Annotated in this window: 27 protein-coding genes and 1 tRNA gene; 13 read left to right on the top strand and 15 right to left on the bottom strand. The window is 60.8% G+C overall.

What is annotated here, in order from left to right:
* Position 1: 1 nt before the first annotated feature.
* The 3 genes from D618_RS0110270 to rlmB are packed head-to-tail and all read right to left on the bottom strand — an operon-like array spanning position 2 to position 2,582.
* Positions 2-805, bottom strand: coding sequence for a hypothetical protein (locus D618_RS0110270; RefSeq protein ID WP_017671427.1), 804 nt, complete (start codon positions 803-805; stop codon positions 2-4).
* A gap of 56 nt (positions 806-861) precedes the next feature.
* Positions 862-1,818 carry a hypothetical protein gene (locus D618_RS0110265; RefSeq protein WP_017671426.1) on the bottom strand — a complete coding sequence of 319 codons (957 nt, stop codon included), beginning with the start codon at positions 1,816-1,818 and terminating at the stop codon, positions 862-864.
* A complete protein-coding gene (rlmB, locus tag D618_RS0110260; protein WP_017671425.1) occupies positions 1,818-2,582 on the bottom strand; it encodes a 23S rRNA (guanosine(2251)-2'-O)-methyltransferase RlmB in 765 nt (254 codons plus the stop codon). The genes D618_RS0110265 and rlmB overlap by 1 nt, the downstream gene beginning before the upstream one ends.
* 158 nt (positions 2,583-2,740) lie before the next feature.
* On the opposite strand from rlmB, the gene D618_RS0110255 reads away from it, so the two are divergent.
* From D618_RS0110255 to D618_RS0110230, 5 genes are all read left to right on the top strand, one after another.
* Positions 2,741-2,826 (top strand) — tRNA-Tyr (locus tag D618_RS0110255).
* A gap of 195 nt (positions 2,827-3,021) precedes the next feature.
* A complete protein-coding gene (locus D618_RS18195) occupies positions 3,022-4,248 on the top strand; it encodes a site-specific integrase (RefSeq protein ID WP_017671424.1) in 1,227 nt (408 codons plus the stop codon).
* 369 nt (positions 4,249-4,617) lie between these two features.
* Complete coding sequence (locus D618_RS0110240; RefSeq protein ID WP_202949943.1) at positions 4,618-5,073, top strand: hypothetical protein; 456 nt, start codon at positions 4,618-4,620, stop codon at positions 5,071-5,073.
* Entirely contained in the window at positions 5,070-6,335 is a 1,266-nt protein-coding gene (locus D618_RS0110235) for an XRE family transcriptional regulator (protein WP_017671422.1), read from the top strand. Before D618_RS0110240 ends, D618_RS0110235 begins: the two co-directional genes overlap by 4 nt.
* Positions 6,336-6,346: 11 nt before the next feature.
* Positions 6,347-7,432, top strand: a complete 1,086-nt coding sequence (locus D618_RS0110230) for a beta family protein (protein ID WP_152414629.1) — start codon at positions 6,347-6,349, stop codon at positions 7,430-7,432.
* Here the strand turns inward: D618_RS0110230 and D618_RS19380 are convergent.
* Both D618_RS19380 and D618_RS0110220 read right to left on the bottom strand, forming a co-directional pair.
* Positions 7,389-7,931, bottom strand: coding sequence for a sce7726 family protein (locus tag D618_RS19380; protein ID WP_081590471.1), 543 nt, complete (start codon positions 7,929-7,931; stop codon positions 7,389-7,391). The genes D618_RS0110230 and D618_RS19380 overlap by 44 nt on opposite strands.
* A gap of 470 nt (positions 7,932-8,401) precedes the next feature.
* Entirely contained in the window at positions 8,402-8,848 is a 447-nt protein-coding gene (locus D618_RS0110220; protein WP_040370553.1) for a MucR family transcriptional regulator, read from the bottom strand.
* A 536-nt stretch (positions 8,849-9,384) separates the two neighbouring features.
* Between D618_RS0110220 and D618_RS0110215 the strand changes: the two genes are divergently transcribed.
* On the top strand, positions 9,385-9,720 hold the full coding sequence (locus D618_RS0110215) for a hypothetical protein (RefSeq protein WP_017671418.1): 336 nt from the start codon (positions 9,385-9,387) through the stop codon (positions 9,718-9,720).
* Between the two features lie 19 nt (positions 9,721-9,739).
* On the opposite strand, the gene D618_RS0110210 is transcribed toward D618_RS0110215, so the two are convergent.
* Positions 9,740-9,943, bottom strand: coding sequence for an AlpA family transcriptional regulator (locus tag D618_RS0110210; protein ID WP_026091524.1), 204 nt, complete (start codon positions 9,941-9,943; stop codon positions 9,740-9,742).
* A gap of 432 nt (positions 9,944-10,375) precedes the next feature.
* On the opposite strand from D618_RS0110210, the gene D618_RS0110205 reads away from it, so the two are divergent.
* Together D618_RS0110205 and D618_RS0110200 are read left to right on the top strand one after the other, a co-directional pair.
* Positions 10,376-11,263 (top strand): zincin-like metallopeptidase domain-containing protein, encoded by an 888-nt coding sequence (locus tag D618_RS0110205; protein ID WP_026091523.1) that lies wholly within the window; start codon positions 10,376-10,378, stop codon positions 11,261-11,263.
* A gap of 107 nt (positions 11,264-11,370) precedes the next feature.
* Positions 11,371-12,273, top strand: coding sequence for a HEPN domain-containing protein (locus tag D618_RS0110200; protein WP_017671415.1), 903 nt, complete (start codon positions 11,371-11,373; stop codon positions 12,271-12,273).
* A gap of 7 nt (positions 12,274-12,280) precedes the next feature.
* Here D618_RS0110200 and D618_RS0110195 read toward each other — a convergent pair whose 3' ends face one another.
* The 3 genes from D618_RS0110195 to D618_RS19375 are packed head-to-tail and all read right to left on the bottom strand — an operon-like array spanning position 12,281 to position 13,074.
* Positions 12,281-12,463 carry a hypothetical protein gene (locus D618_RS0110195; protein ID WP_017671414.1) on the bottom strand — a complete coding sequence of 61 codons (183 nt, stop codon included), beginning with the start codon at positions 12,461-12,463 and terminating at the stop codon, positions 12,281-12,283.
* A gap of 25 nt (positions 12,464-12,488) precedes the next feature.
* Positions 12,489-12,794, bottom strand: coding sequence for a conjugal transfer protein TraD (locus D618_RS18190; protein WP_238550640.1), 306 nt, complete (start codon positions 12,792-12,794; stop codon positions 12,489-12,491).
* Positions 12,721-13,074: a conjugal transfer protein TraD gene (locus D618_RS19375; RefSeq protein ID WP_081590470.1), complete on the bottom strand. Its 354-nt coding sequence runs from the start codon at positions 13,072-13,074 to the stop codon at positions 12,721-12,723. The genes D618_RS18190 and D618_RS19375 overlap by 74 nt, the downstream gene beginning before the upstream one ends.
* A 173-nt stretch (positions 13,075-13,247) precedes the next feature.
* Here D618_RS19375 and traA point away from each other — a divergent pair, with 173 nt between their 5' ends.
* From traA to D618_RS0110175, 3 genes are all read left to right on the top strand, one after another.
* Complete coding sequence (gene traA, locus D618_RS0110185) at positions 13,248-16,184, top strand: Ti-type conjugative transfer relaxase TraA (RefSeq protein WP_017671412.1); 2,937 nt, start codon at positions 13,248-13,250, stop codon at positions 16,182-16,184.
* A 10-nt stretch (positions 16,185-16,194) separates the two neighbouring features.
* The gene (locus D618_RS0110180) at positions 16,195-16,893 is read left to right on the top strand and encodes a DUF6118 family protein (RefSeq protein WP_017671411.1); all 699 of its coding nucleotides are present in this window, start codon (positions 16,195-16,197) and stop codon (positions 16,891-16,893) included.
* Between the two features lie 189 nt (positions 16,894-17,082).
* The gene (locus D618_RS0110175; protein WP_017671410.1) at positions 17,083-17,715 is read left to right on the top strand and encodes a tyrosine-type recombinase/integrase; all 633 of its coding nucleotides are present in this window, start codon (positions 17,083-17,085) and stop codon (positions 17,713-17,715) included.
* Between the two features lie 163 nt (positions 17,716-17,878).
* Here the strand turns inward: D618_RS0110175 and D618_RS0110170 are convergent, their stop codons facing one another.
* From D618_RS0110170 to D618_RS18185, 6 genes are all read right to left on the bottom strand, one after another.
* Positions 17,879-18,592 carry a Fe-Mn family superoxide dismutase gene (locus D618_RS0110170; RefSeq protein ID WP_017671409.1) on the bottom strand — a complete coding sequence of 238 codons (714 nt, stop codon included), beginning with the start codon at positions 18,590-18,592 and terminating at the stop codon, positions 17,879-17,881.
* A 16-nt stretch (positions 18,593-18,608) separates the two neighbouring features.
* A complete protein-coding gene (gene chrA, locus D618_RS0110165; RefSeq protein WP_017671408.1) occupies positions 18,609-19,919 on the bottom strand; it encodes a chromate efflux transporter in 1,311 nt (436 codons plus the stop codon).
* 206 nt (positions 19,920-20,125) lie between these two features.
* Positions 20,126-20,575, bottom strand: a complete 450-nt coding sequence (locus D618_RS0110160; RefSeq protein WP_026091521.1) for a globin domain-containing protein — start codon at positions 20,573-20,575, stop codon at positions 20,126-20,128.
* A gap of 40 nt (positions 20,576-20,615) precedes the next feature.
* Complete coding sequence (locus D618_RS0110155) at positions 20,616-21,080, bottom strand: hypothetical protein (protein ID WP_017671406.1); 465 nt, start codon at positions 21,078-21,080, stop codon at positions 20,616-20,618.
* Positions 21,073-21,378, bottom strand: coding sequence for a DUF1971 domain-containing protein (locus D618_RS0110150; protein WP_017671405.1), 306 nt, complete (start codon positions 21,376-21,378; stop codon positions 21,073-21,075). The genes D618_RS0110155 and D618_RS0110150 overlap by 8 nt, the downstream gene beginning before the upstream one ends.
* Complete coding sequence (locus D618_RS18185; protein WP_017671404.1) at positions 21,375-21,854, bottom strand: group III truncated hemoglobin; 480 nt, start codon at positions 21,852-21,854, stop codon at positions 21,375-21,377. Before D618_RS18185 ends, D618_RS0110150 begins: the two co-directional genes overlap by 4 nt.
* Before the next feature lie 83 nt (positions 21,855-21,937).
* On the opposite strand from D618_RS18185, the gene D618_RS0110140 reads away from it, so the two are divergent.
* Both D618_RS0110140 and D618_RS0110135 read left to right on the top strand, forming a co-directional pair.
* Positions 21,938-22,384, top strand: coding sequence for an Rrf2 family transcriptional regulator (locus D618_RS0110140; RefSeq protein ID WP_040370389.1), 447 nt, complete (start codon positions 21,938-21,940; stop codon positions 22,382-22,384).
* Positions 22,385-22,392: 8 nt separating this feature from the next.
* Positions 22,393-22,974, top strand: coding sequence for an ANTAR domain-containing protein (locus D618_RS0110135; protein ID WP_017671402.1), 582 nt, complete (start codon positions 22,393-22,395; stop codon positions 22,972-22,974).
* Position 22,975 lies beyond the last annotated feature (1 nt).

The following is a 22,975-nucleotide window of genomic DNA, read 5'->3' as shown; positions in this document are numbered from 1 at the left end:
CCTATTCGCCGACAAGTCCGATCAGCGCTTCGGGGCCCTTGTCCAGCCGGCTGTTGACCACCCATTTGAGAGTCGAGACACCAGCGGCTACCGCCGGGCCATCCTCGGTGTTGTTGGTGAGAATGCGGCCATCGGTGGTGAGGGTGAAAGTACCTTCGGGCTTGGGCTGCGGTGCCTTGTCGCCCGACCCGCTTGCAGCTGCCATCGCGCCGAGGCTGGCCATCTCTCCGCCTGCACCACTGCCCGAATAAGCCGGAGCCGAGACCTTGATGCTGCCATCCTTGCGCTTGATCAGCGTGACGAACGGCATGATCGCCGCGCCGCCATCGACCAGCGGAAACGCAAAGCCGTGCGCCATCTGACCGCTGATGGCATATTCGACATCGATGATGCGATTGCCGCGATAGCTGACCTTTTTCCAGCCCTCCTGCTTCTTGAGCTGCTCGATGAGCTCGTTGATGCCCTCGTCGCTGCCCAGACCGCCCTTTCCGCCGCCCATCGCGCTGCTCAGCATTCCGGCTTCGCCCTTGCTGGCGGCTTGCGATTCGTCGAAGTCCTTGCGCTGCCGGACCAGCTCTTCGGACGAGCATTCGCGTTCGTCGCTGTTGTCGTCATAGCAGGGGCTGGCGGAAAACTCCGCCGCTGGGGGTGCCAGGTCCGTCACCACGATTTCGCCGACATAGGTAAAGGCAAAGCTGCCATCGCGCTTGAGATCGAGCGAAGACGCAAACTTGCCAGGTGAGAGCAGGCAGCCGGTCAGCAGCAGCGGTGCAGACAGCGCAGCTATCAGGCGAAACATTTTCATCTGTACGGTCCTTTCAGGCGCGACCCTGTGATGGACATGGGGTGATGTGGCTCGGATCAGTCGGCGGTCAGCATGACAAGAGCTTCGGGCGCCCGGTCGCGGCGCGCGTTGATCTTCCATTCCAGCACCCGCATCCCGCCCGCTGCTGCGGGGCCATCCTCGGTATTGTTGGTCAGAATTTCGCCATCGGTGCGAAGCGTGAAGGTGCCTTCGGGCTTGGGCAGGCTAGCAAACAGCTTGCCTTCTTCACTATCGCCTGCAGCGCCCAGCGCCTGGATGATGGGCAAGAAGCCGCCCATGCTGCCATTGAGGAAACCGCTCTGGTTTCCTCCCCCCGCAAACGCCGGAGCTTCGATGCGCACCGCGTTGTTCGCGCGCGCCGTCGCGACGATGAAGGGGGTGATGCCTTGAACCTTCTCGATCACCGGAAAGGTAAAGTCCTGGTCGATCCGGCCCGAGACCGCGTAATCGATCATGAACAGCCCGTCGCCCTTGTGGACGACTTCGCGCCAGCCCTTCTGCTTCTTGAGACGGACGATGAACTCGTCGATCGCATCGGGCGAGGTGGGATCGATGCCCCCCAGCAGCGCCTTGAAAAGTTCGATATTGCGCGCGTCTTCCGCCTTCTTGGCGGTGCGCTGGTCTTCCCAAAGCTCTTTCTGGCTGGCGATTTCGGCAGTGGTGCATTCGCGCTCCAGCGCGTCTTCGGCCCAGCCTTCCTCATCCTGCAGCAGCGCGGTCTTGAGCACTGCGGCATCGACCTCGGCGGGTTCGCCATAACAGGGGCTGGGGGTAAAGGTACTGTCCTTGCTGTCGAGCGCGGCGCCCATCGCGACCAGGCGCGAGAGACCCAGCAGGTGAATTTCGCCCTGATAGGAAAAGGCGAAGCCGCCACCGCGCATCACGGTCATGTCGGCAGTGAACTTGCCTGGCGACAGCAGGCAGCCGGCCAGCATCATCGCTGCCGCTGCCACCGCCATGATCCGTGCTGCACCTGCCCCCCCGCGCTGCATCAGCCTTCGCCCCGGTCCATCCGGATCGCGTAGAGCGAGATCGCTGCCGCGTTCGAGACGTTGAGGCTCTCCATGGCGCTGCTGATTGGCAGGCGGGCAAGCACATCGCAATGCCCGGCGACGTTGTGGCGCAGCCCTTCGCCTTCGGCGCCCAGGACCAGCGCGATCGGACCCGAGCCCAGGGCTTGGCCCAGCGTGTCGCTGGCATCGCCGTCGAGCCCGATGCGCCAGTATCCGGCCTCTGCGATTTCCTCAAGCGCGCGCGACAGGTTCACTACGCGCACCCAGGGCACGACTTCGAGCGCGCCCGAGGCGGCCTTGGCCACGGTACCCGATTCGGGCGGCGCGTGCCGGTCCTGCGTGACGATCGCTGCGGCATCGAAGGCTGCAGCGGAGCGGAAGATCGCGCCGACATTGTGCGGGTCGGTCACCTGATCAAGCACCACGATCGGGCGCAGCGGATCGCCGGAGAGCACATCGCCCAGCAGCATGTCCTCCAGCGGCTCGACTTCGATGACGACGCCCTGGTGCGGCGCATCGCGCGCCACCAGCCGGGCAAGATCGGCGACATCGGCGAACTCGACCGGCACGCCGTCAGGCAATTCGAATTGCGCCAGTGCCTCGCGGGTCCCGCGAATCCAGCGAATCTGCCGCTCGGGATTGTTGAATGCGGCCTCGACCGCATGAGTGCCCCAGAATCGCGGCAGCTTGCCGCCTTCCAGTCCAGCCTTGCGGTTCCGGTTGCGTGCGCCGCGTTTTGCCATCGTCTATCGTATCTTTCATGGGCGAACGGGTCGCCAGGGGGATTAGCTTTCGCTTTTCGTCCTCTCGCCATTGACAGGCAAGCGCGAATTGTTCAAGGGACCGCCTCTCGGCAAGAACGGCCCCTTCCAAGGGGCCAACGCACAGGGTTTGAATGTGTGGACAGGTGGCCGAGTGGTTAATGGCAGCAGACTGTAAATCTGCCCGCGAGAGCGTACGCTGGTTCGAATCCAGCCCTGTCCACCACCCTCCCCTCTGAGGGGGGTTGCTGAAATCCCTAGAAATCCCGCAAAATCAGGCGTATAATTGGCGATATCGCCTATGACGTCTTGTGCTGTTTCACTGCAGCCGGACGCAACTGTGGGAGGGGTGTGGGAGTAAATCGACTTACTCCCACACCAATCAATCTCTAAAAATGGCGACCAAGTGTGGGAGTAAGCGATGGGCAAACTCACAGCTGTTGCCATCAGGGCAGCATTGTCGAATCCCGGCACCTACCAGGACGGAGATGGGCTCGCCCTCAGGGTGGACAAGAGAGGCGGAGCATACTGGCTCTTGCGGCTCCAGCGCGATGGCAAACGCCAGGATATCGGGCTAGGCAGTGCCAAGCTGCTGTCGCTCGCAGAGGCCCGGCATAAATCCGCAGAGCTCCGCAAAGCGGTCAAGATCGATCGGCGGGATATCGTGACGGAGCGTAAAGACGAAGCCGCAGCGAAGGTGACATTTGGCGACGCTGCTCGTCAGTATCATGCAGAGAATAAGGCGGGTTGGAAGAGTGCCGTTTATGCGCGCCAGTGGCTCGCGAGCCTGGAAAATTACGCATTCCCCAAATTGGGCGAGGTACCAACTGGCCAAATTACAACCGCCGACACCATCGCCGTGCTGAAACCGATCTGGCAGGAGATCCCAGAAACCGCACGCCAAGTGCGAAACCGTATTTGTGCCGTACTGGACTATGCTCACGCCAAAGGCTGGCGCTCTAGCGAGGCACCTTCGGGCAATGGCAGCCTTAAGGCAGGGCGCGGCTTACCCCGGCAATTAAAGTCACAAGAGAATCGCAAAGCAATGCCCTATGTTGCTTTGCCCGCTTTCATTACCGCTTTGCGGCGAAAGCCATCCTATGGGCGTTTGGCGCTTGAGCTGCTTATCCTTACCGGCGTCCGCAGCCAGGAGGTCCGGCTGGCAACATGGGCCGAGTTTGATCTTGAAAGCCGCCTGTGGGCCATTCCTGCTGATCACATGAAGCGGGGCAAGGCACACATGGTTCCCATCTCCGAAGCGGCGCAGTTGGTGTTGGCAAAGGCGAATGCTCTCCGGCTTCCGGGTACCGATGTTGTTTTTCCCGGTCTGGCAGGCAAGCCGATGTCCGACATGACGTTGCTAAAAGTGCTGCGCGACATGAGAGAGCCGTTCCACGTTCATGGTTTTCGCTCCACGTTTACTGATTGGGCGGCGAACGAAGGTTTTCCCGATCCCGTGGTGGAGGCGGCGCTGGCTCACAAGACGCCCGATGCAGTGCAGGCTGCCTATCGCCGTACCACCTATCTTGGCACGCAGAGCCAGCCGGGCGCGCGTGTCAAATTGATGGATGCCTGGGGTCGCTTTTGCGTTGGTGGCGCGGTCGGTATGGACAGTCCCGTACCACTACCTGCGAACAAAGCGGGATAACAAGGATTTTTCTTCCGAGCAGCAAATCCCCCTACACGCAGTCACGAGGGCGCGAATATGGGAATCTCTCAACCGGTCATGTTTGCTGTCGGACTATCGGATTTGAAAAACGGTCGGTCCGCTGACGACCCACACCCGGTCATTGACGGGCGCTGTGTTGAACGGTTGGTTTCGCCAAAAGCCGCCGTGGTGCTATTGGGATCGCCGATCGGCGCCGCTTATGACCCAAGCTGGGCGGAACTCTGCTGCTTCAACAACGCAAAGAAAGTGACTGGCTATCGCTATGGATGCATAACCTCCCCGCGCCTGCCGGTATAGCCCTTGACTGTACATTGACACAATCATATTGTTGTGTTCATGATACCTGACTTGATCGAGCTGGGCTCCCCTTGCCCTTGGGCCGTGCTGCCACCTGGCATTCACGACACGACCCTTGCGGAGGTTGAGGCGCGCTTCGCGACCACACCGCATCGCAAGTGGCTATTCGATGGCTTCGTCCGCATGGCGCAGGCCCTCGCTCTCGCCGGATGCAGCTATGTCTACCTTGATGGGAGCTTCGTGACCGCGAAGCCGCACCCGGGCGACTATGACGGCTGCTGGGAGCATGATGGGGTCGACCCGGCCAAGCTCGATCCCGTCCTTCTCAATTTTGACAACAAGCGAGCAGCGCAAAAAGCAAAATACCTCGGTGAGATGTTCATTGCCGGAATGCCCAACGGGCCGGGCGGCCCCTTCCTCAACTTCTTCCAAGTCGAGAAGTCGTCCGGTCAGGCCAAGGGCATTCTCCGCATCCCGCTCGCGCCGCTGAAAGGAGCGACGCCATGATCACCAACGAAAAGCAGTACAGGTCGACCAAGGCATCGATCGAGAAGCTGGCAGCAGCCGCTGCCGCGCTTAATACACCAATCAGCGACTTCCCTGAAGTGTTCGCGAAGGCACAGCGCTCGGCGCTGCGCAGCCAGATCGACGAACTCGAAGAGGAAGTGCGCTTCTACGAGGACCTCCGCGCGGGCAAGATTTCCGAATTCTCGGCCGACAGCCTGCGCGATCTGCCCGATATTCTAATTCAGGCCCGCATCGCGCGCGGCATGAGCCAGAGGGATCTCGGTGATTTCCTCGGCATCGCCGAGCAGCAGATCCAGCGTTACGAATCCGACCGCTACCGGATGGCAAGCCTCGACCGCCTCACCGAGGTGGCCGACGCACTGAACGTGCACATCGTCGAGCGTGCCCAACTAGTCGGAAGCCCCAAACTCGACAGCGTCGATCCCTCGGTCTGGCAGGCATTCCCATTCGCCGAAATGTACAAGCGTGGGTGGTTCGAGGACTTCTCGGGTACGCTCTCACAGGCAAAGAAGGCTGCTGGGGACCTGATTCCGGCATTCCTGCATGGTGCCCATTCACAGTTTCAGCCGATGGCTTTGCACCGCAAGTCGGTTCGATCGAACGGACAGGTGCATGAGGCCGCTATCGCCGCGTGGGAAGCGCGCGTTCGAACGCTGGCTGATCGCAATCCCCCCAAACAACTATTTGATCGAGATCGGCTCACGTCCGATTGGACCCGAGGCCTTGTCGCACTCAGTCTACAGGACAACGGGCCACGCATGGCATCCGAATACCTGCGCGCCGCTGGGATATCGCTGGTCATCGAACGCCACCTGCCGGGCACGCTGCTTGACGGTGCTGCGCTGGCGTCGGCTGATCATCATGCAATTGTCGCGATGACGCTTCGCCATGACCGGCTCGACAACTTCTGGTTCACGCTCCTCCACGAGATCGGCCATCTGAAGCTGCACATCCGGTTAGGTGAATATTCCGCGATCTTTGACGACAACGATTCGCCGGCGGCCGACAAGGTTGAACAGGACGCAGACTATTTCGCGCAGGAAGCTCTGATACCGGAGGCGAACTGGAACCTTGCGGTGTCGCGCTTCACCCGAAACGAGAAGGCAGTCCTGACCGATGCCAAACGCTTTGGCGTGGCGCCTGCGGTGATCGCTGGCCGAATCCGGCGGGATGCGAATGACTACACCCTGTTTCGCACGCTCGTTGGCAATGGCGAAGTTCGCCGACAGTTCGATTTTTGAGGGGGGACGACATGCCGATTACGCACATCGACTACGTGCCGATCCTAAAATGGCGGCAGGGCGAATACCAAGCGCTCTTGCGCCTGCCGGACGCCGTGAAAGACAGGACTGTTCCTCTTATCGAGGTCACCCCCCCCGATTTCGATTTCGAGACCTGGACTCCTTCGAAGTCGATCGACGATCACGTCGCAAAGTTTGCCGCTCGTTTTGGCGCGAAATGGGGAACGCGTCTTGCGCTGCTCGACTGCGGCCTGCTGGATCCGGCTGAGGTGATGCAGAACGGTAAGCATCCAATGCAATTCCTGTGCGAGGAGGCATTCGCACGGGGTGCAACGCTTATCCCGGTCATCAGACTCGACAACAACACAGCCTATCGCTCGGCCGTAAAGACCGCAAACGCGATGATGCAGACCGGGGTGGTACTCCGTTGTTCACTAGATGAAGCCCTGGATCCCGACTTTGACGCCAATGTCGGTGCAATACTTCAGCAAATCGGTGTGACCCTTGCCGACTGCGATGTCGTCCTCGATCTCGAAGCACCAGCATGGGATCCACAGGACGTACTGATTAACATCGTCACCGCAGCGATCCAGGCTTCAAATGCCATGGCGACTGCGCGCAGCTTCATTCTCGCTGGTACGTCATTTCCCCCTTCCATGGCCGAGGTCACCGGTCCGATCCAATTCTGGCCTCGGCGGGAATGGACATTTTTCCGGGCACTTATTGCTGCTCTCGGCGAGACTGTCCGCAAGCCGACTTTCGCTGACTATGCTATTGCCGCCAATGGGTACTCACAGATGGACATGAGAAAGGTGAAGCCTTCCGCGACGATTCGATACGCCTGCGACGATGGTTGGATTATTGCGAAGGGTGTCAACGTGCGTGACAACGGGTTCGGGCAGTATCGGGGATGCAGCGGCACCGTCACAGGCTCGGCCCACTTTCTGGGCTCGGGTTTCTCACCCGGCAGCGACTATATCGAGCAATGCCGAGACGGGATTGCCGGCACCGGGAGCCTTTCCACATGGCGGTGGGTCGGCTCGAACCATCACATCACAAAAGTGGTGGCCGACCTCGCCACGATGTTCGGGCCTTGAGGGTCTGACGGACGGTCTGCGAGAGACGGCGCAGCGGCAGCCTATCCACCAACATCCTGTAGAGCGTCGCGCGTGGAGCACGGAGGTCTCGCTCCGAAACGTCAAGGCCTCTCAGAATCGCCTGCGCTTCAGGCCGCCAGAGCAGACGGGCAAGCACGAGTGGATCGATGCCCTTGTTTGCTCGTTCCGGTCGGATGCGACGGAACCGCACCCCTTGGGTCGTGCCGCGCTCGGCAATCATAATGCCCCACCAATCCGGCACGATGCTCATGGCCGACGCAAGATGTTTGGGATCGACGATCAACAGGGCCTTGTCGACGACCTCGCCGTAGGCCGCAACCTGCCTGGGCAGGCGCTCCAGCGTATCGGCCTCAGCTTTGATTTCGACCCCGCGGATGTGGCCGTTGATCACGGCAATATCGATCCGGCAACTGCCATGATCGAGGCCGAGTTCGTCGATGACCAGGGTGTCGGGACAAGCCTGGGCGTGCGTCAGCAATCGCCGATAGGCAGCCTGTCTGACATCACTGTCCCGAAGCGGTCTCGAAGCCATGCTGAATCGATAGCCGTGATTATGGTAGAGTGGCAACGGCCTTGTTACGTCGGGCTTGCCAACTCCCCATACGCTCGGGCTACGATCACCTATAATCAGCATTGAGATGATAAGCTCGGGTCGCCTGAAGTCTGACCGGCCGAGCTGCAATGCCAATCGAGCAAACTCTGGATGCCGGGTTTTGACTAAACCTGCCGTTTGAGGGGAACATTGCCATTGGCCGCTCAGTCCCAGATTCGGACTTTTCAGGGGCAGGGCGGCGCACCTTAAAGAAATGCTGATATTGCTGGCGGATATCAGAGCGTGGATAGCGACAACAGTCTCGCGTTACGCAATAACCGCTCTGCCAATTTCAGAAGCTTGGCAACCGGACCGACTCTATCGGCCCGGCTGCTCGAAACTCCGATAAGACTGCCTCACTTTGCGGCAGTGGCTGCCTTCGTGCGCCCACGACCGGCTTTAGGGCTGCGCCCAAGACCAATAGTCTTGGCAAGTTCACGACGCCTTTCGGCATAGGCGGGGGCGACCATCGGGTAGTCGGCTGGCAAGCCCCACCGCTGGCGGTACTCAGCTGGCGTGAGATTGTAGTGAACTGACAGATGGCGCTTGAGCATTTTCATCTTCTTGCCGTCTTCCAGGCACACGAGATAGTCGTGCTTGACCGATGCTCGGATCGATACCGCAGGCTCAGGACGCACTTCCTCGGGCTCCGGGGCTTCAACCGACGACAAGCCAGCCAGCGCCTTATGAACATTCGTGATCAGCGTAGCGATGTCGCCTAATGCGACACTGTTGTTTCCAACATGGGCCGCTACGATATCTGCGGTAAGCGTAATCAGCTGCTCTTGCGAATGTTCTGTCATGGGTGCGTCCTCGATAATGTTATTTAGTGTCACCAACGCTTATCGTGGGCATGATCAACAGGCGAGACCAATTTTTTGCAAGTTTCAATAAAAGCTGTGGATGAATGGGGCGATGTCCAGCGATCGATGGTTTTGTAATTGTCGATATCTAAAGCCGTGCCAGCAAAACGAGGGCAGCAGCAATCATTGTCAGTGCAATCACCGCAAATTCGATTTTATCCCGATCCGGCTCGCGCATTGATGGAGAATATCTCCTCCGATCTCATGGCGCTACGGCTTGTTTCAACACCGCCTAGTCGCGCTCATCCGTTGTCCTCCTGTAGTTGAGGCACGTTTCACAATACACCCTGCGGCAAGCATAGAGATATTGGTATGACGGGGCAGGGCGACCACGCCAAGCCCGCCACAGCGTGCCGAAGCTGGTCAGCACGGCAGCTAACCCCAGCAGAAACGATCCATCGATAATGATCATTGCAGACTCCTTCCTATGGAGTCATGTTCTATTTTTGTTCTCAAGTAGGAAAGGCGATTCTGCGATGAGCATCACGATTTTGCCTGTGCTGGGTTATCCGCGCCTGCAGGTCAGCGACGATATCGAGGCCGTACTGCACGTCCCGTTCGACGATGATGATCGCTTTCTGGTCGGGATCAGCGATGGCACTTTGTTGCTGGGCACCTATGACGAGCAACTGCGGTGCACCTGGTCAGTAGTGCGCGAGGGCGCCGCCGTTGTTCGCATCGAAGGTGAACGCGTCGATCTCCATTGGTCTGTCGAATGGCTCAATGTCGGCCTCTACAGCAGCGCGATGATCGACCGGTCAGAGCCGGTGCCTTTGCCTCTGTTCCCGGATCTTGACCGTCACGCCGCTTGATCGCCGCGCTTGCTGATCGTCAGTCGCTCACCTCATAGAACATGGGGTTTTTCAGCCATTCCTCGATCGCCGATTCTCGCCACCCGCAGCATCGCTCGGCGAGCTTGACCTGCTTTGGAAACGTGCCCGCCTGGATCTTTCGGTAAAGCGTCGCTCTGGAAAGCCCGGTACGATCGAGCACGCTATTCAGCCTCAGAAACCTGTCGGGTGCATGGGATGCCATGGCCAATGTCTCCATCCTGTGATGTGATCTGCCCCTGCCTGCGACGAGATTGGCGATGTGCCGCTGCGCGTCAATCGAGCCACTTGCGGCGATATCGCAGGCAATAGGGCAGGGGAGCGCTGCTGGCTGATCGCCGGAAATGGCGGCGTAAGCAGAATATTTGTGCTCACGGCATCTCAGGGTGTTTCGGCATTCAGCAGCGCATCTGCGGTCGCAGCAAAGCTGCGGCGTTTGCCCCGCTCGGGCGGGACACCGGGTGTCGTCCATCGCCTCTAGCCACGCCAGGCCAGCGCGCAACCCGCGTTGCGGGTCCTCCACTTCGTTGCGGTGCTTGGCGCATGCGCGCTGTCCGTTGCAGCGTGGCTGCCAGCTCTTCTTCGCCGCCCCCCAGCGCCCCTTCTGGGCCGGGGCCGGATGGAAGGAGACAAGGCCATGGAAAACACTACCCGCAACAGCCTCTATACCGAGGTCACACAGCGCATCATCGCCGAGCTCGAGCAGGGACGGCTTCCTTGGGTACAGCCCTGGGACACAGCACTTTGCGGCTGCAGCATGCCGCATAACGCAGCAACCGACCGGCGCTACTCGGGCATCAACGTCCTGATCCTCTGGGCCGAAGTGGTCATGAGAGGTTATGGTTCCCAGCGCTGGCTGACCTATCGCCAGGCGAAGGCAGCAGGTGGCAATGTCCGCAAAGGCGAGAAGGGCACGACCGTCTGCTATGCCGACCGGTTCACGCCGAAAGCCGAAGCCGAACAGGCACGCGGTGAAGACCGCGAAGCCAGGACCGTTGCTTTTCTCAAGCGGTTCACGGTGTTCAACATCGACCAGTGCGAAGGCCTGCCCGAGGACATGACCGCGGCGCCGGTTGCGACCGATCCGGTGCTTGCCATTGCTGAAGCCGACGCGATCATCACCGCCAGCGGTGCCACGTTCAACATCGGTGGCGATGCTGCCTTTTACAGTCCTACCCACGACTTCGTGCAAGTGCCGCCGCAAGCCGCATATCATGAACCTATCAACTGGTACCGGACCGCGCTCCATGAGCTCGGTCACTGGACCGGTCACACCAGCCGGCTGGACCGTGATCAGAAGGGCAGCTTCGGCTCTCAACCCTATGCCCGCGAAGAGCTCGTGGCCGAGATGGCAGCTGCGTTCACCTGTGCATCGCTCGGCATCGCGCCAACCGTCCGCCACAGCGATTACATCGCATCCTGGCTCACCGTCCTTCGTGAAGATGACAAGGCCATCTTCCGCGCCGCGAGCGCTGCCAGCAAGGCTGCAGACTATCTCCTCAGCCTGACGGGAGAGGCGCCATGATGGCGCCTCTTTCCTCCACCCAATCCCACGAAAATGGAGGCAGTTGTACCGGTCAAATCCAAGCTTCGACCTTGCCAACTTGCCACCATCGCTACAGGGTAAAAGCCATGCGCACCGATATCGATCATCTGCCTGGCCAGAAGCAGCAGGAGCTGCAGGCCGCCGTGCGCATCCTGTTCGAAGAGTTTGCGGCCGCGATCGGCAATACGACCGCGCCCTGGAAGAAGCAGGGCCGGATCCTCAAGGTCATCCTTTACGGAAGCTACGCGCGCGGCGACTGGGTCGATGATCCGGTCGGCGGCTACAAATCGGACTACGATTTGCTCGTCGTGGTCAACGACGAGCGCCTAACCGATGTCGTTGATTACTGGGCAACTGCCGATGACCGGCTGATGCGTGAAATGACGATCACGCAGACGCTGAGCGCACCGGTCAGCTTCATCGTGCACAGCCTCAAGGATGTGAACAAGCAGCTCGAGCAAGGCCGTCCGTTTTTCACCGACATCGCCGCACAGGGAATTGCGCTTTACGAGGCCGAGGGCTTTCCGTTCGTAACCCCGACCAAGCTCGCGCCGGATGCCGAGCGGGCCGAAGCGCAGAAGCACTTTGAGCATTGGTTCCCGTTGTCGGAGCACGCGCTCAAACTTGCTCAAGTCAGCAAGGACAATGACGTAGCTCGTGACGCTGCTTTTATGCTGCATCAAGCTTCGGAACGCGCATACCACTGTATGATGCTGGTCTTCACTCTCTACAGCCCGAAGTCCCACAAGCTCGGCTTTCTGCGCGGCCATGCCGAAGAGATCGCACCCGAGCTGATCGAGGCCTGGCCGCGCGACGACCGGTTCAGCCGCCGCTGCTTCGAGTTGCTGCGGCAAGCCTATGTCAACGCGCGCTACTCGCCGCATTACAAGGTCAGTGACGAAGAGCTGAACTGGCTCGGCGAGCGCGTTGCGATCCTGCAGGATCTGGTCCGGAAAACCTGCGAACGTCGCCTAGCGAAGGACGATTAGGCCGGCCTCAGGCTGCCTTGCTTCCCGGCCCACTGTTTTCGCTGTCGGCCAGTGCGCTGCTGATCACCGCTGCCAGCGTCTCCTCGGCTCGTGCGCGGACGATAGGATCCGAAGACAGCAGATCCTGCCTCACCCATTGCGGCGCGCGAGCAAGCACGCCGAGCACCAGTTCGTTGATTGCCCCGTTCATGAGGCAAACCTATGCGATATCATCGTCATGACGCCAACTGGTTTTGCGCAAACGCTCTCGCGCCGCGCCTGCGCCAGCGGGTGATCTGCTGCGGCCCACCGGCATCGCGGACCTTGGCAGCCGCCTCGACCAGAAGCCCGTAGATCACCGCCCGGTCATCATCGACAAGCTGGTCGAACCCAGACTTCACGACAAGCCCGCCAAGCTCGATCAGCCGCCGTGTCCTTTCGCGCCGCGTCACCCGCCAGTCCCGCGTGTCATTGCGGGCCTTGGCCAGCATCAGCCGGTTGCGCTGCGCCTGTGTTTTGCGCAGCGCCGCCCGGCTGGCCATCAGCGCTGCCGCCAATTGCTGCAGCTGCTTGCTGTGTCGCTTTCCGTCCACGGCGCTGTTGAAAAAACACAGCGCCTCGCTTGCGCCACGCCTCCTTCCTGGCGGCATCCTCGTTGCCGACGGCCGCGAGCAGTGCGCCTGCCAGCACCTCGGTGCCGAGCGCGTCGGCGCCGGTGGCGATGACAAGCTCTCCCAGCTGTGTCAGCCTTGCGGCCTTTAGTGCCTTTGCCCTGTCGTTCAGCGCCTGAAGCTCGGCGTCAAAGTCCCTAGGTCTGCGCATGGGTCATGTCCCTTCATTGTGTGTGAAGGACCCACCAGCTATGCCAATGTCGGATATTCGCCAACAGGCTGGGTCGTGGTGAGACCCCGTCATCCCGAGAGCGATCAAATCGGTTGAGGGCGCGCTTATACGTCGTGCCGACGTTGCTTGAATGGCGTAAATGGACGATCGCCATGGCGATCTATCACCTCTCAGCCAAAGTCATCTCGCGCAGCACTGGTGCATCGGCGCTGGCGGCTGCCGCCTATCGCTCGGGTTCGCGACTGCATGACCAGCGGCTCGATCGGCATCACGATTTCACCAACAAGCCCGGCGTCGTGCACAGCGAGGTCATGCTGCCCGATGGTGCGGACGAGGCCTGGCAAGACCGCGAGCAGCTCTGGAATGACGTCGAGGCCGCCGAGCTCCGCAAGGACGCACAACTGTCGCGCGAGATCGAGTTTGCGCTGCCAAGAGAGCTGACAAAGGAACAGGCGATCGAGCTTGCCCGTGACTTCGTACAAGCCGAGTTTGTCGATCGCGGTATGGTCGCCGATCTCAATGTCCACTGGGACATCGGCGAGGATGGCCAGCCCAAGCCCCACGCTCATGTCATGCTCACAACGCGCGAAATCGACATCGCTGAGGATGGTAGTGTCAGCTTCGGTGCAAAGGCGCGCGACTGGAACCGCACCGATCTGCTGACCCACTGGCGCGAAGCCTGGGCCAACATCGCCAACGAACGCCTGGCCGAACTCGACATCGATGCACGCATCGATCACCGGTCGCTGGAAGCGCAAGGGATAGACCTCGAGCCCCAGCACAAGATCGGTCCCGCCGCATCGCGCATGGTGGCTGAGGGACTGACAAGCGAACGGCTCGAAGAGCATCACGCCATCGCACGATCGAACGGCGAAAAGATCATCGCCGATCCGAATATCGCGCTCGATGCGATCACGCGAGGGCAGGCGACGTTCACCACGCGCGATCTTGCGATGTTCGCGCACAGGAACAGCGACGACAAGGACCAGTTCGACAAGGTGTTGTCGGCGGTGAAGAACGCGCCCGAACTTGTTGAACTGGGACGAGATGGCAAAGGAAATGAGCGGTTCACCAGCCGATCAATGCTGGAGACCGAGCGGCGGCTCGAACTCGCGACCACCAAGCTCGATGCGAAGCGCAACCACCCGGTGAAGGACCTGCAAAGGGAACGCGCGCTGGACCACGCCAGACAGCGCGGGCTCGATCTGTCGCCCGAGCAGCGCGGGGCGCTGGAACATGTCACCAGCTCGCGCGGTATCAGCAATGTCATCGGCTATGCCGGAACGGGCAAGAGCGCGATGCTCGGAGTGGCCCGCGAGGCCTGGGAGCTCGCCGGGTACGAGGTACAAGGCGCTGCGCTGTCCGGCATTGCGGCCGAAGGCCTGGAGCACGGCTCAGGCATCGCATCGCGAACGATCGCTAGCCTTGAGTATCAATGGGAGCAGGGCAGGGAGCTGCTCACCGATCGCCATGTGCTGGTGATCGACGAAGCCGGAATGCTCGGCACGCGCCAGCTCGAGCGCGTGATGTCGGAGGCCGAACGTCGGGGCGCAAAGGTCGTGCTCGTCGGCGATCCCGAACAGCTCCAGGCGATCGAAGCGGGAGCTGCGTTTAGGTCAACAGCAGAACGCCATGGCGCTGTCGAAATCAGCGGTATCCGACGCCAACAGACCGACTGGCAGCGCGATGCAACACGAGAGCTTGCGACGGGCAGAACAGGCGAGGCGCTGGCGCGGTACGAGGAAGCTGGACATGTGCATGTCGCAGAAACTCGCGAAGCTGCACGCACCGCGCTGGTCGATGCCTGGGATCAGGATCGCAAAGCCCATCCGCAAGCCAGCCGGATCATCCTTACCCACACAAACGATGAGGTGAAGGCGCTCAACGAAGAGGTGCGGGAACGCATGCGCGCCAGCGGGTCGCTGGGTCAGGAAATCGACATCAACGTAGAGCGCGGTCAGCGCAGCTTCGCCAGCGGTGACCGGATCATGTTCCTCAAGAACGAACGCGAGCTGGGCGTAAAGAACGGATCGCTGGGTACCGTGCAAAGCCTGTCATCGGTGCGCATGGCGGTGATGTTGGACGATGGTCGGCAAATCGCGTTCGACTTGAAAGACTATGCCCATGTCGATCATGGCTATGCAGCCACGGTGCACAAGGCGCAGGGCATGACCGTCGATAAAGTCCAGGTGCTGGCAACGCCTGGCATGGACAGGCACGGGGCCTATGTCGCGCTGTCGCGGCATCGCACCCAGGTCGATCTGCATTACGGCAAGGATGACTTTGCCGATCGCAAGGCGCTCACCCGCACGCTGTCACGCGAGCGGGCCAAGGACATGGCAAGCGATTACACCCGCCAGCCCGATAAGGCTGACGAGGTCCAGCAGGACAGGGAGCTCAAACAGCCCGGTCGCGATAAGCAGACCCGGATCAGGGTCAGCCGCACCGGCGCGCTCGCTGATCTGCTTGGGGGCAAGGAGGCCACGCCGCAGCGCGAGCGCCAGCCGGGGATCCGGGTGAGCGCCGATCTGTTGAAACCAGGACCTGAGCAGACACCTCTGGAAAAGGCGGTTCAGCAGTACACGCGTGCGGCGCAGGATATCCTGACCTTGCACGACCAGGGACTGGGCTCGCTCGAATATCAGCAGGCTGCGCTCGACAAGGCAGGCCGGGCGCTTGAAGCAATGGGCCGTGGATATGTGCTGGACCTTGGGCATGCGCTGGTCAACGACCGCTCCCTGATCCCCGAAGCTCTTTCTGGCAACATGGACCGGACCATCGAGGCGATGCACCAGCGACAGGCGGCGCGCCTCGCAGAACAGGCCAGGGCCGACCAGTTCGTCCACGAATGGCAGACACGCTCGCGGCAGATGCGGCGCATGCTCAAGGATCAGGACTATCTCAATGCCGACAAGGTCGAACGTCATCTTGGTGCAATGGCCCACAGCCTTGAGCGTGATCCGCAGCTTGAGTCGCTGCTGCGGAACCGCCGCGTGGAACTGGGGCTGGACCCAGTGAGAGGTAGATCACTGTCGCAGGACCTTGCAGACTGTATCGACCCCTCGCGCTCGCGTGGCCTGGGGCTGTAGGCATTATGCCATGTCAGAACCTGAACCCGACGATATCCCGATCGAGCAGGCGCTCGAGATGATCGCGCAGCGGCTCGGAATGCTCACAACCTCGGTCGACGGCGTTGCCGAGGGGCAGCAGGATCTGCTCAGCCGCGACTACAGCACTGAGCTGGCGAAGATCCATGACATAACGCAGCGCATGCGCGAGGCCATCATCACGCTGTCGAACAAGCCTGCGCTGGTGCTGACCCCGAACGACATATCCAACCAGATCACAATGGCGGGGCGTGACAGTCGCAAGGAAGACCATGCGGCTTTGGTCACCGCCCGGCAGGATATGCAGAAGGCAGCAAGCAACCTCGCCACCATGACCGCCTCGGCACGAACGGCGCGGGAGCAGAACCAGTGGCTGGCAGGCGCGGCGGGCCTTGCGCTTGTGCTGGGATCGATAGGCGGGTGCACCATCCCGCCAGCGTTCGACTGGATGGTGCCTGAGGCCTGGTACTGGCCTGAGCGCAGGGCGATATCGGCGCTGCATCGTGACGGATGGCAAGCCGGGCAGCGGCTGATGGCTGTCTCGGACCCCGGTCAGTGGCGTGATATCCTCGCGGCCAATCAACTCGTGCTCAATAATGCCGAAGCGATCGAGAAATGTGCGAAGCGGGCGAGGGAGCGGAAGCTCCGGAGCGTCGGATGCTCGGTTGAGGTGCGGGGGGAGCCGAATTGAAGTGGCAGCGTTGCCCAATAACTCTAAACATCTCAGGAAACACAAGGAATTCGCAGAAGCCGACGTTCTTCGATTGGCAAGGTGTTCAGCCTGATTACTTACTCTGTAATCGATCAGCTTGAAGTGATTCACATCCGCGAGTCTGCGAACCGTTCTTCAAAGCGCCAATCTGGCAATAGGAGAACGAACATGGAAATGACTGAATCTGAAATCGTTGCAACCAAGCGTCAGGCCTGGAATGCGGGAAGAACCGTCGGCGCAAAGCGTGCACTGAAGCCAAAGCAAATATGGCAGATCCGGTTCTACCTCAACCAGAACCGTCGTCTGCGGGATCGCGCGCTGTTCGATCTCGCGATCGATAGCAAGCTTCGCGGCTGCGACTTGGTGCGGATGAAAATTGGAGACATTGTCAGCGGAGGACAGATCCGGACGCGCGCAATCGTGATGCAGCAGAAAACAAGTCGCCCGGTTCAGTTCGAATTGCTTGCGGACGCACGAGCGAGTTTGCTGACATGGCTCGAACGCCGAGGCGGTACGGTCGACGACTTTGTCTTTCCGAGCCGCGTCAATCATGCTGAGCATCTCAGCACGCGCCAGTATGCCCGGCTTGTGGATGATTGGGTTACGGCGGTCGGCCTGATGCGAAGCGAGTATGGCACCCATTCGCTTAGGCGAACGAAGGCGTCAATAATTTATCGGGCAACAGGCAACCTGCGCGCTGTCCAGATCCTTCTCGGCCACAGCAAGATCGAGAACACAGTACGCTACCTTGGGATCGACGTGGAAGACGCACTGGCCCTCGCTGAAAATACCGAAATTTGACCTATCAGCTCCTCGTCTCTGACGGGGAGCTGGTTCTGCGGCATTTGGGACAGAGCCGCCGTATCCCAGCGGCATGCCAACCGACCGATTTTACCAGAAGCCGACCATCCGCGTTCGGATGACCTGCTCGGCAATTCGAAAGGCGATCGACAAGCAGAACTGGTTAAGCTTGCCGCGCCATGCGGTGGTACCTGCGATCGATCTCCTCCCAATTCAGGTTGGCCATGAACGCATCAACATATTTCGCGGCCGCTGTGCCGTAATCTATGTGATAGGCGTGTTCATACATGTCGAGCGCGATCAGCGGCACGCTGGCGACCGGCTGGTGCATGTGATCCCAGGCCCAGTAATTGTGCAGACTGTCGGTGTGGATATTCCACGCCAGGACGCACCACCCTGAACCGCCAGCCAGCGACATCGCGGTTTGCCTGAACTCCGTATCCCACGCCGCGAACGATCCGAAGGCCGCTGCGATAGCCTTCTGCACTTCTCCCGCCGCCGCGCCATCGCCGCCAAGCGCACCGAAATACAGCTCGTGCAGGATGACCGACCCGGTGCGGTGCAGTTCCTCACGTTTGAGCCCGCCATAGACGATTGCGGGAAGGTCCTTGTCCGCCAGCGCTGCCGCTAAACGACCCTCGATCATGTTCAGCGTGCGCACCGATCCGATGTAGTTGTTGTCGTAGTGCGAGCGGATGAGCTTTTCGGAGAGGCCAGTGAGCTTGGCGGGATCGAACCCCAGCGGTACGGGCTTGTGGTTGCCCGCGAAGGCAGGCGAAAGGGTGGGCGTTTGCGCTGATGCGGGTGCACCTGCGGCGGCTGCCGCTATTCCAACACCTACGATGCCCATAGCGCTGCGGCGGTCAACTTCGGTCATGTTTTATTCTCCTTGATCAAAAACTACCCAGAGCGAGGCCGGCTACGGCAAGAACGGCGAGCATGCGAAAGATGCTCCACTTCAGCGCAAACAATATGACAGCAGCCAGCACGGACAGCACGCCTGCACGCCAGTCGAATGACGCCCAGTTGGGCAGGTTGAGCTGCATCGGTCCGAAGTCCGCTATGGTCACGCGAGCGAACAGCACGTGCAGCGCAAACCAGACCGAGAGGTTGGCGATCACGCCGACCACAGCTGCTGTCAGCGCGGCAAGGCCACCCTTGAGGCGTGTCGCGTGCTGCAACCGTTCGATCCAAGGCGCGAAGGTGAAGATCCACAGGAAGCACGGCGCGAACGTTACCCAGGTGGTGAGGCCAGCCCCGATGATACCCGCGACGATCGGCGAGAACGGCTCCGGTGACCGGAACGCGGCGAGGAACCCGACATGTTGCGTTACCAGGATCAGAGGACCCGGCGTCGTCTCGGCAAGGCCCAGCCCGTCGGCCATCTCGCCAGCCTGCAACCAGCCGTAGGTCTGCACAGCCTCCTGCGCCATATAGGCGAGCACGGCATAAGCGCCGCCAAAGGTGACGATCGCCAGCTGCGAGAAGAATAGGCCGACATCCCACAACACATGGTCCTGACCGAGGATGATCAGCACCAGCACCATCGGCACCGCCCAGATTGCGAGCCATAGCAGCACCGTGCGCGACATGACGGCGAACGACGGCCGAGGTGAGGCATCTGTGCCTGATGCCGGTTTCAGCGCCAGCCAGTCGGGACGATAGGCCGCAACGATCATGCCGATCGCTCCTGCACCCAGCACCACCAGCGGGAACGGCAGGTTGAACAGGAACAGCGCCAGGAAGGCCGCAACCGCCAGCGCCTGTTTGAACCGCGTGTTGAGCGCGCGGCCACCGATGCGGATCAGCGCTTGCACAACAATCGCGAGCACCGCAGCCTTGATCCCCAGAAACAGCGCTGCAAACCAGTCGAGGTTGGCCGCCAGCGCATAGAGCGAAGACAGCGCCAGCATGACCAAAGCGCCAGGGGCCACGAACAGCAATCCGGCCGCAAGCCCGCCCTTCAATCCGTGCAGTCGCCATCCGATCCATGTGGCAAGCTGCTGCGCCTCGGGGCCGGGCAAAAGATGGCAGAAATTGAGCGCGTGAAGATACTGCTCTTCATCGACCCATTTGTGCTTCTCGACGATCTCGCCATGCATAAGCGCGATCTGCCCGGCAGGGCCGCCAAAGCTCAGACATCCAATGCGCGCGAAGACGCGCACGAGCTGGCGGAAATCAGGAATTTCAGTTGTTTCGTTCACTGCCACACGGTCCCCATATTGCCGCCCCGCATCACGAGGCAGACCAGAGGCAACGCTTGGGCCTGAACAGCCTGATCGGGAGGTTGCTTCAATCCCGATGCGTGTCTGCTCCCACAACGGTGCATGGGCGTCAAGGGTGTCTGAGCAAGGATTCATGGGGGTTCTAGGCAAAGAGTACCTGCCAGTTCAACAGGCTGCCTACGGTTTCAATCGCTTGGTCCTTGTGCGTAAAGCGCCGCTTCCTTGCCGATCAGGATTTCGGCCAGCGCCCAATAGGCCTCGCCCCAGGCCGACAGGACCTCGTCGGTTGCTGCATCGCCCAGAATGTCGCGGATCGCGGGCAGCAGGGCATCGGCAACCATTGGGTAATGCTCGGGCTTGACGCCTGTCTCGACATGCCGCGCCGCCATGCGCATCACCGGCGCGGTCAAGGCTTCTAGCTTGTCGATGTTCTGCGCATAAGCGAGAATGGCGGCGGCGAGACGGCGCGGCTGTTCGCCACTTTCCTGCGCGGCTTCATCGAACATCGCCTTGACCGCAGGATCGACGAACAGGCGTTCGTACATCCGCTGGGTGATCGCGACGCCATGCTGCTGCAGCGCAGGCGCGGTCGAATTGACGATGGCCTTGGTCTCGGCGCTCAATATTCTGCTCATTTATGTCCTCCTTGTGGGTATTTGATGTCGAAGCCGCGTGTCAGAACAGGCCGTGGCTGCCGCCGACGGCGCCCGCCAGCGTGATCAAAGCCAGCGCGATCAGGACGTGATGGACGCGCTCCATCCGCTCGAAATCGGCCTGCGGGGTCTGCGAGGTTGCAAGGCGGCGGTGCAGGAATACTGGTTCGATGACGAACAGCATCAGCGTGAACACTGCCCAGAGCGCAACCATCGCGTGCATCCACCAGAAGCCCGGATCGGCAAAGCGGCTCCACATCTCGGCGCGGTGCACCATCCAAAAGCCGCTGGCGCCTGCGAGCAGGACCCAGATCTTTGCCTGCCCGGCAAAGCGCCCCTCGATTGCGTGGAATTTGCCCAGCCGGTCGGCAGCGCTTTCGCTGTGCCGGATGGCGGGCATCACCACCCATGTGACAAAGCCGACGCCGCCGATCCAGAACAGCACCGCCACGACATGGACGACGCGAGCGATTGCGAAGTCATCCACCGGACGGCTCGGGCGCCGTGGCATCGTTGAGCACCGGCTCTGTCCGGTAGAACTCGACCTGCATCGACATCTTGCCCAGCGGGACCACGTAATGCGTCGCCAGCGGCGCAATCGGTGCGGGCGCGTCCGGCGTGACCAGCACCTCGCGACGCGGATCGGTGAAGATCAGCCGCACCTCGCCTTCAATCACCCGCAAAAGCCCCCAGGTCCCGTCCTTGGTGCGATGGTCGTTGCGCAGCGCATCGGGCAGCGACTGCTCGTCGAACACGGGCGAGGATGCATAGGGGGTGAGCGTCATGGCTTTGTCTCCAGGGGTGCAGGCGTTGGAGCCCGGGTGCGCAAGGCTGCCAGTCCGCCGCGCTGCGTCAGAACCCCGGTCAGCAGGCTGTCGGCAATCCGGTGCGCCGAATTGCGAAATCTTTCAGCCGCTGCAGGGCTCGCAACGTTCAGCGCAACGGTCTCATCCCACAGCGCCAGCCAGCGGTCGAAATGGGTCTCGGTCAGAATGCCCAGCGCAATATGCTTCTGCATCGGACTGCCACTGAAACGGCCCGGTTCGATCATGATCGACGCCCAGAATTGCTTCATCCGCAGCAGATGCTGCGACCAGTCGGCAATATGCTGCGCAAAGATCGGCCCCAGCAGCTCGTCGGCCTGGATGCGGGCATAAAAGCGATCGACCAACTCGCCGATCAGGGAGTCGTCGATACCGACCTCGGCGGCCTGCGCGCGCTTGTCGGCACGCATGCGCTCGGCATGGGCTGTCGCGGTCATCGCGCTGAGTCGGATAAGATGCATATCATTTGCATGGTTTAATCCGGCTGGAACCGAATAGCAATATAACATATGCATGTTTAATGAGATTGTCGTTCCACTCCGATTACGCCCTACGCACCTTGATGTATTTGGCTGTCCATGATGGCCACAGGTCGATCGGCGAGATCGCTCGCGCCTATGGCATTTCCAAGAATCACCTGATGAAGGTGGCGCAACGCCTGGTGGCAGAAGGCTTTCTTGAGGCAGTGCGAGGCCGATCCGGTGGCCTTCGGCTGGCGCAGGCCGCGGACCAGATCAATGTCGGCGGAGTCGTGCGGACGATGGAAGAAACAGGCAGCTTTGTGGAGTGTTTCGACCCTTCGACCAATACCTGCGTGATTACGCCAGCATGCCAACTGCGTAATGCCTTGGCCGGCGCGCTTGAGGCATTTTTCAGGCATCTCGATCGCTATAGCCTCGCGGATATTACCAAAAACCCCACAGCTGTACGCGAAAGCTTGCTGCCATCGGACATTGGCCGCTACTAGCCATTATCATGCGCATCGCGATCATCGACACCAGCACCACGCGCGCAGCGATCATCTCGGACGGCTTGCGCGAGGCTGGCCTCACCGATCTGGTGATCATCGACCATGCAGCAGGACTGGCCGCGCAGATCGAGCGTGCTGCACCCGAAGTCGTGCTGATCAATCTTGAGAACCCAAGCCGGGATATGCTGGAGGATTTTTTCGCGATGTCACGTGCCCTTGCGCGGCCGATCGCGATGTTCGTGGACCAGAGCGATGCCGAGTCGACAAGTGCAGCGGTGGATGCGGGCGTATCGGCCTATGTTGTCGATGGCCTGGCCAAACAGCGCATCAAGCCGGTGCTGGACCTCGCCATTCGCCGCTTTCAAGCATTTTCACGGCTGCAGGCCGAGTTGGCGGAAGCACGGACCGCGCTTGCAGACCGGCAGGCAATCGATCGCGCCAAGGCGATCCTGATGAAGCGCAAGGGGCTGGACGAGCCTGCTGCTTATGCCCTGCTGCGCAACCATGCGATGCGATCCAACCGCCGCATTGCCGAGGTCGCCGAGGCGATCGTGACCAGCGAAGCCCTGATGGGAGATATGCCGTGAG

The organism is Blastomonas sp. AAP53 (assembly GCF_000331245.1).
GTDB lineage: Bacteria > Pseudomonadota > Alphaproteobacteria > Sphingomonadales > Sphingomonadaceae > Blastomonas.
Note: the sequence above shows the minus strand (reverse complement) of the source record. Positions and strands in the feature narration are given on the sequence as shown.

What these genes read in the sequence shown, in the direction of transcription:
- D618_RS0110150 (WP_017671405.1), bottom strand. Translation starts at nt 21,378, where the DNA reads ATGACGCTCACCCCCTATGCATCCTCGCCCGTGTTCGACGAGCAGTCG.
- D618_RS0110175 (WP_017671410.1), top strand. Translation starts at nt 17,083, where the DNA reads ATGGAAATGACTGAATCTGAAATCGTTGCAACCAAGCGTCAGGCCTGG.
- D618_RS0110195 (WP_017671414.1), bottom strand. Translation starts at nt 12,463, where the DNA reads ATGAACGGGGCAATCAACGAACTGGTGCTCGGCGTGCTTGCTCGCGCG.
- D618_RS0110200 (WP_017671415.1), top strand. Translation starts at nt 11,371, where the DNA reads ATGCGCACCGATATCGATCATCTGCCTGGCCAGAAGCAGCAGGAGCTG.
- rlmB (WP_017671425.1), bottom strand. Translation starts at nt 2,582, where the DNA reads ATGGCAAAACGCGGCGCACGCAACCGGAACCGCAAGGCTGGACTGGAA.
- D618_RS0110270 (WP_017671427.1), bottom strand. Translation starts at nt 805, where the DNA reads ATGAAAATGTTTCGCCTGATAGCTGCGCTGTCTGCACCGCTGCTGCTG.
- D618_RS0110230 (WP_152414629.1), top strand. Translation starts at nt 6,347, where the DNA reads ATGCCGATTACGCACATCGACTACGTGCCGATCCTAAAATGGCGGCAG.
- D618_RS0110160 (WP_026091521.1), bottom strand. Translation starts at nt 20,575, where the DNA reads ATGAGCAGAATATTGAGCGCCGAGACCAAGGCCATCGTCAATTCGACC.
- D618_RS19375 (WP_081590470.1), bottom strand. Translation starts at nt 13,074, where the DNA reads ATGCGCAGACCTAGGGACTTTGACGCCGAGCTTCAGGCGCTGAACGAC.
- D618_RS0110215 (WP_017671418.1), top strand. Translation starts at nt 9,385, where the DNA reads ATGAGCATCACGATTTTGCCTGTGCTGGGTTATCCGCGCCTGCAGGTC.
- D618_RS0110180 (WP_017671411.1), top strand. Translation starts at nt 16,195, where the DNA reads ATGTCAGAACCTGAACCCGACGATATCCCGATCGAGCAGGCGCTCGAG.
- D618_RS0110205 (WP_026091523.1), top strand. Translation starts at nt 10,376, where the DNA reads ATGGAAAACACTACCCGCAACAGCCTCTATACCGAGGTCACACAGCGC.
- D618_RS0110210 (WP_026091524.1), bottom strand. Translation starts at nt 9,943, where the DNA reads ATGGCATCCCATGCACCCGACAGGTTTCTGAGGCTGAATAGCGTGCTC.
- D618_RS18190 (WP_238550640.1), bottom strand. Translation starts at nt 12,794, where the DNA reads ATGGCCAGCCGGGCGGCGCTGCGCAAAACACAGGCGCAGCGCAACCGG.
- D618_RS0110235 (WP_017671422.1), top strand. Translation starts at nt 5,070, where the DNA reads ATGATCACCAACGAAAAGCAGTACAGGTCGACCAAGGCATCGATCGAG.
- traA (WP_017671412.1), top strand. Translation starts at nt 13,248, where the DNA reads ATGGCGATCTATCACCTCTCAGCCAAAGTCATCTCGCGCAGCACTGGT.
- D618_RS0110170 (WP_017671409.1), bottom strand. Translation starts at nt 18,592, where the DNA reads ATGACCGAAGTTGACCGCCGCAGCGCTATGGGCATCGTAGGTGTTGGA.
- D618_RS0110140 (WP_040370389.1), top strand. Translation starts at nt 21,938, where the DNA reads ATGAGATTGTCGTTCCACTCCGATTACGCCCTACGCACCTTGATGTAT.
- D618_RS0110135 (WP_017671402.1), top strand. Translation starts at nt 22,393, where the DNA reads ATGCGCATCGCGATCATCGACACCAGCACCACGCGCGCAGCGATCATC.
- D618_RS0110220 (WP_040370553.1), bottom strand. Translation starts at nt 8,848, where the DNA reads ATGACAGAACATTCGCAAGAGCAGCTGATTACGCTTACCGCAGATATC.
- D618_RS18195 (WP_017671424.1), top strand. Translation starts at nt 3,022, where the DNA reads ATGGGCAAACTCACAGCTGTTGCCATCAGGGCAGCATTGTCGAATCCC.
- D618_RS18185 (WP_017671404.1), bottom strand. Translation starts at nt 21,854, where the DNA reads ATGACCGCGACAGCCCATGCCGAGCGCATGCGTGCCGACAAGCGCGCG.
- D618_RS0110265 (WP_017671426.1), bottom strand. Translation starts at nt 1,818, where the DNA reads ATGCAGCGCGGGGGGGCAGGTGCAGCACGGATCATGGCGGTGGCAGCG.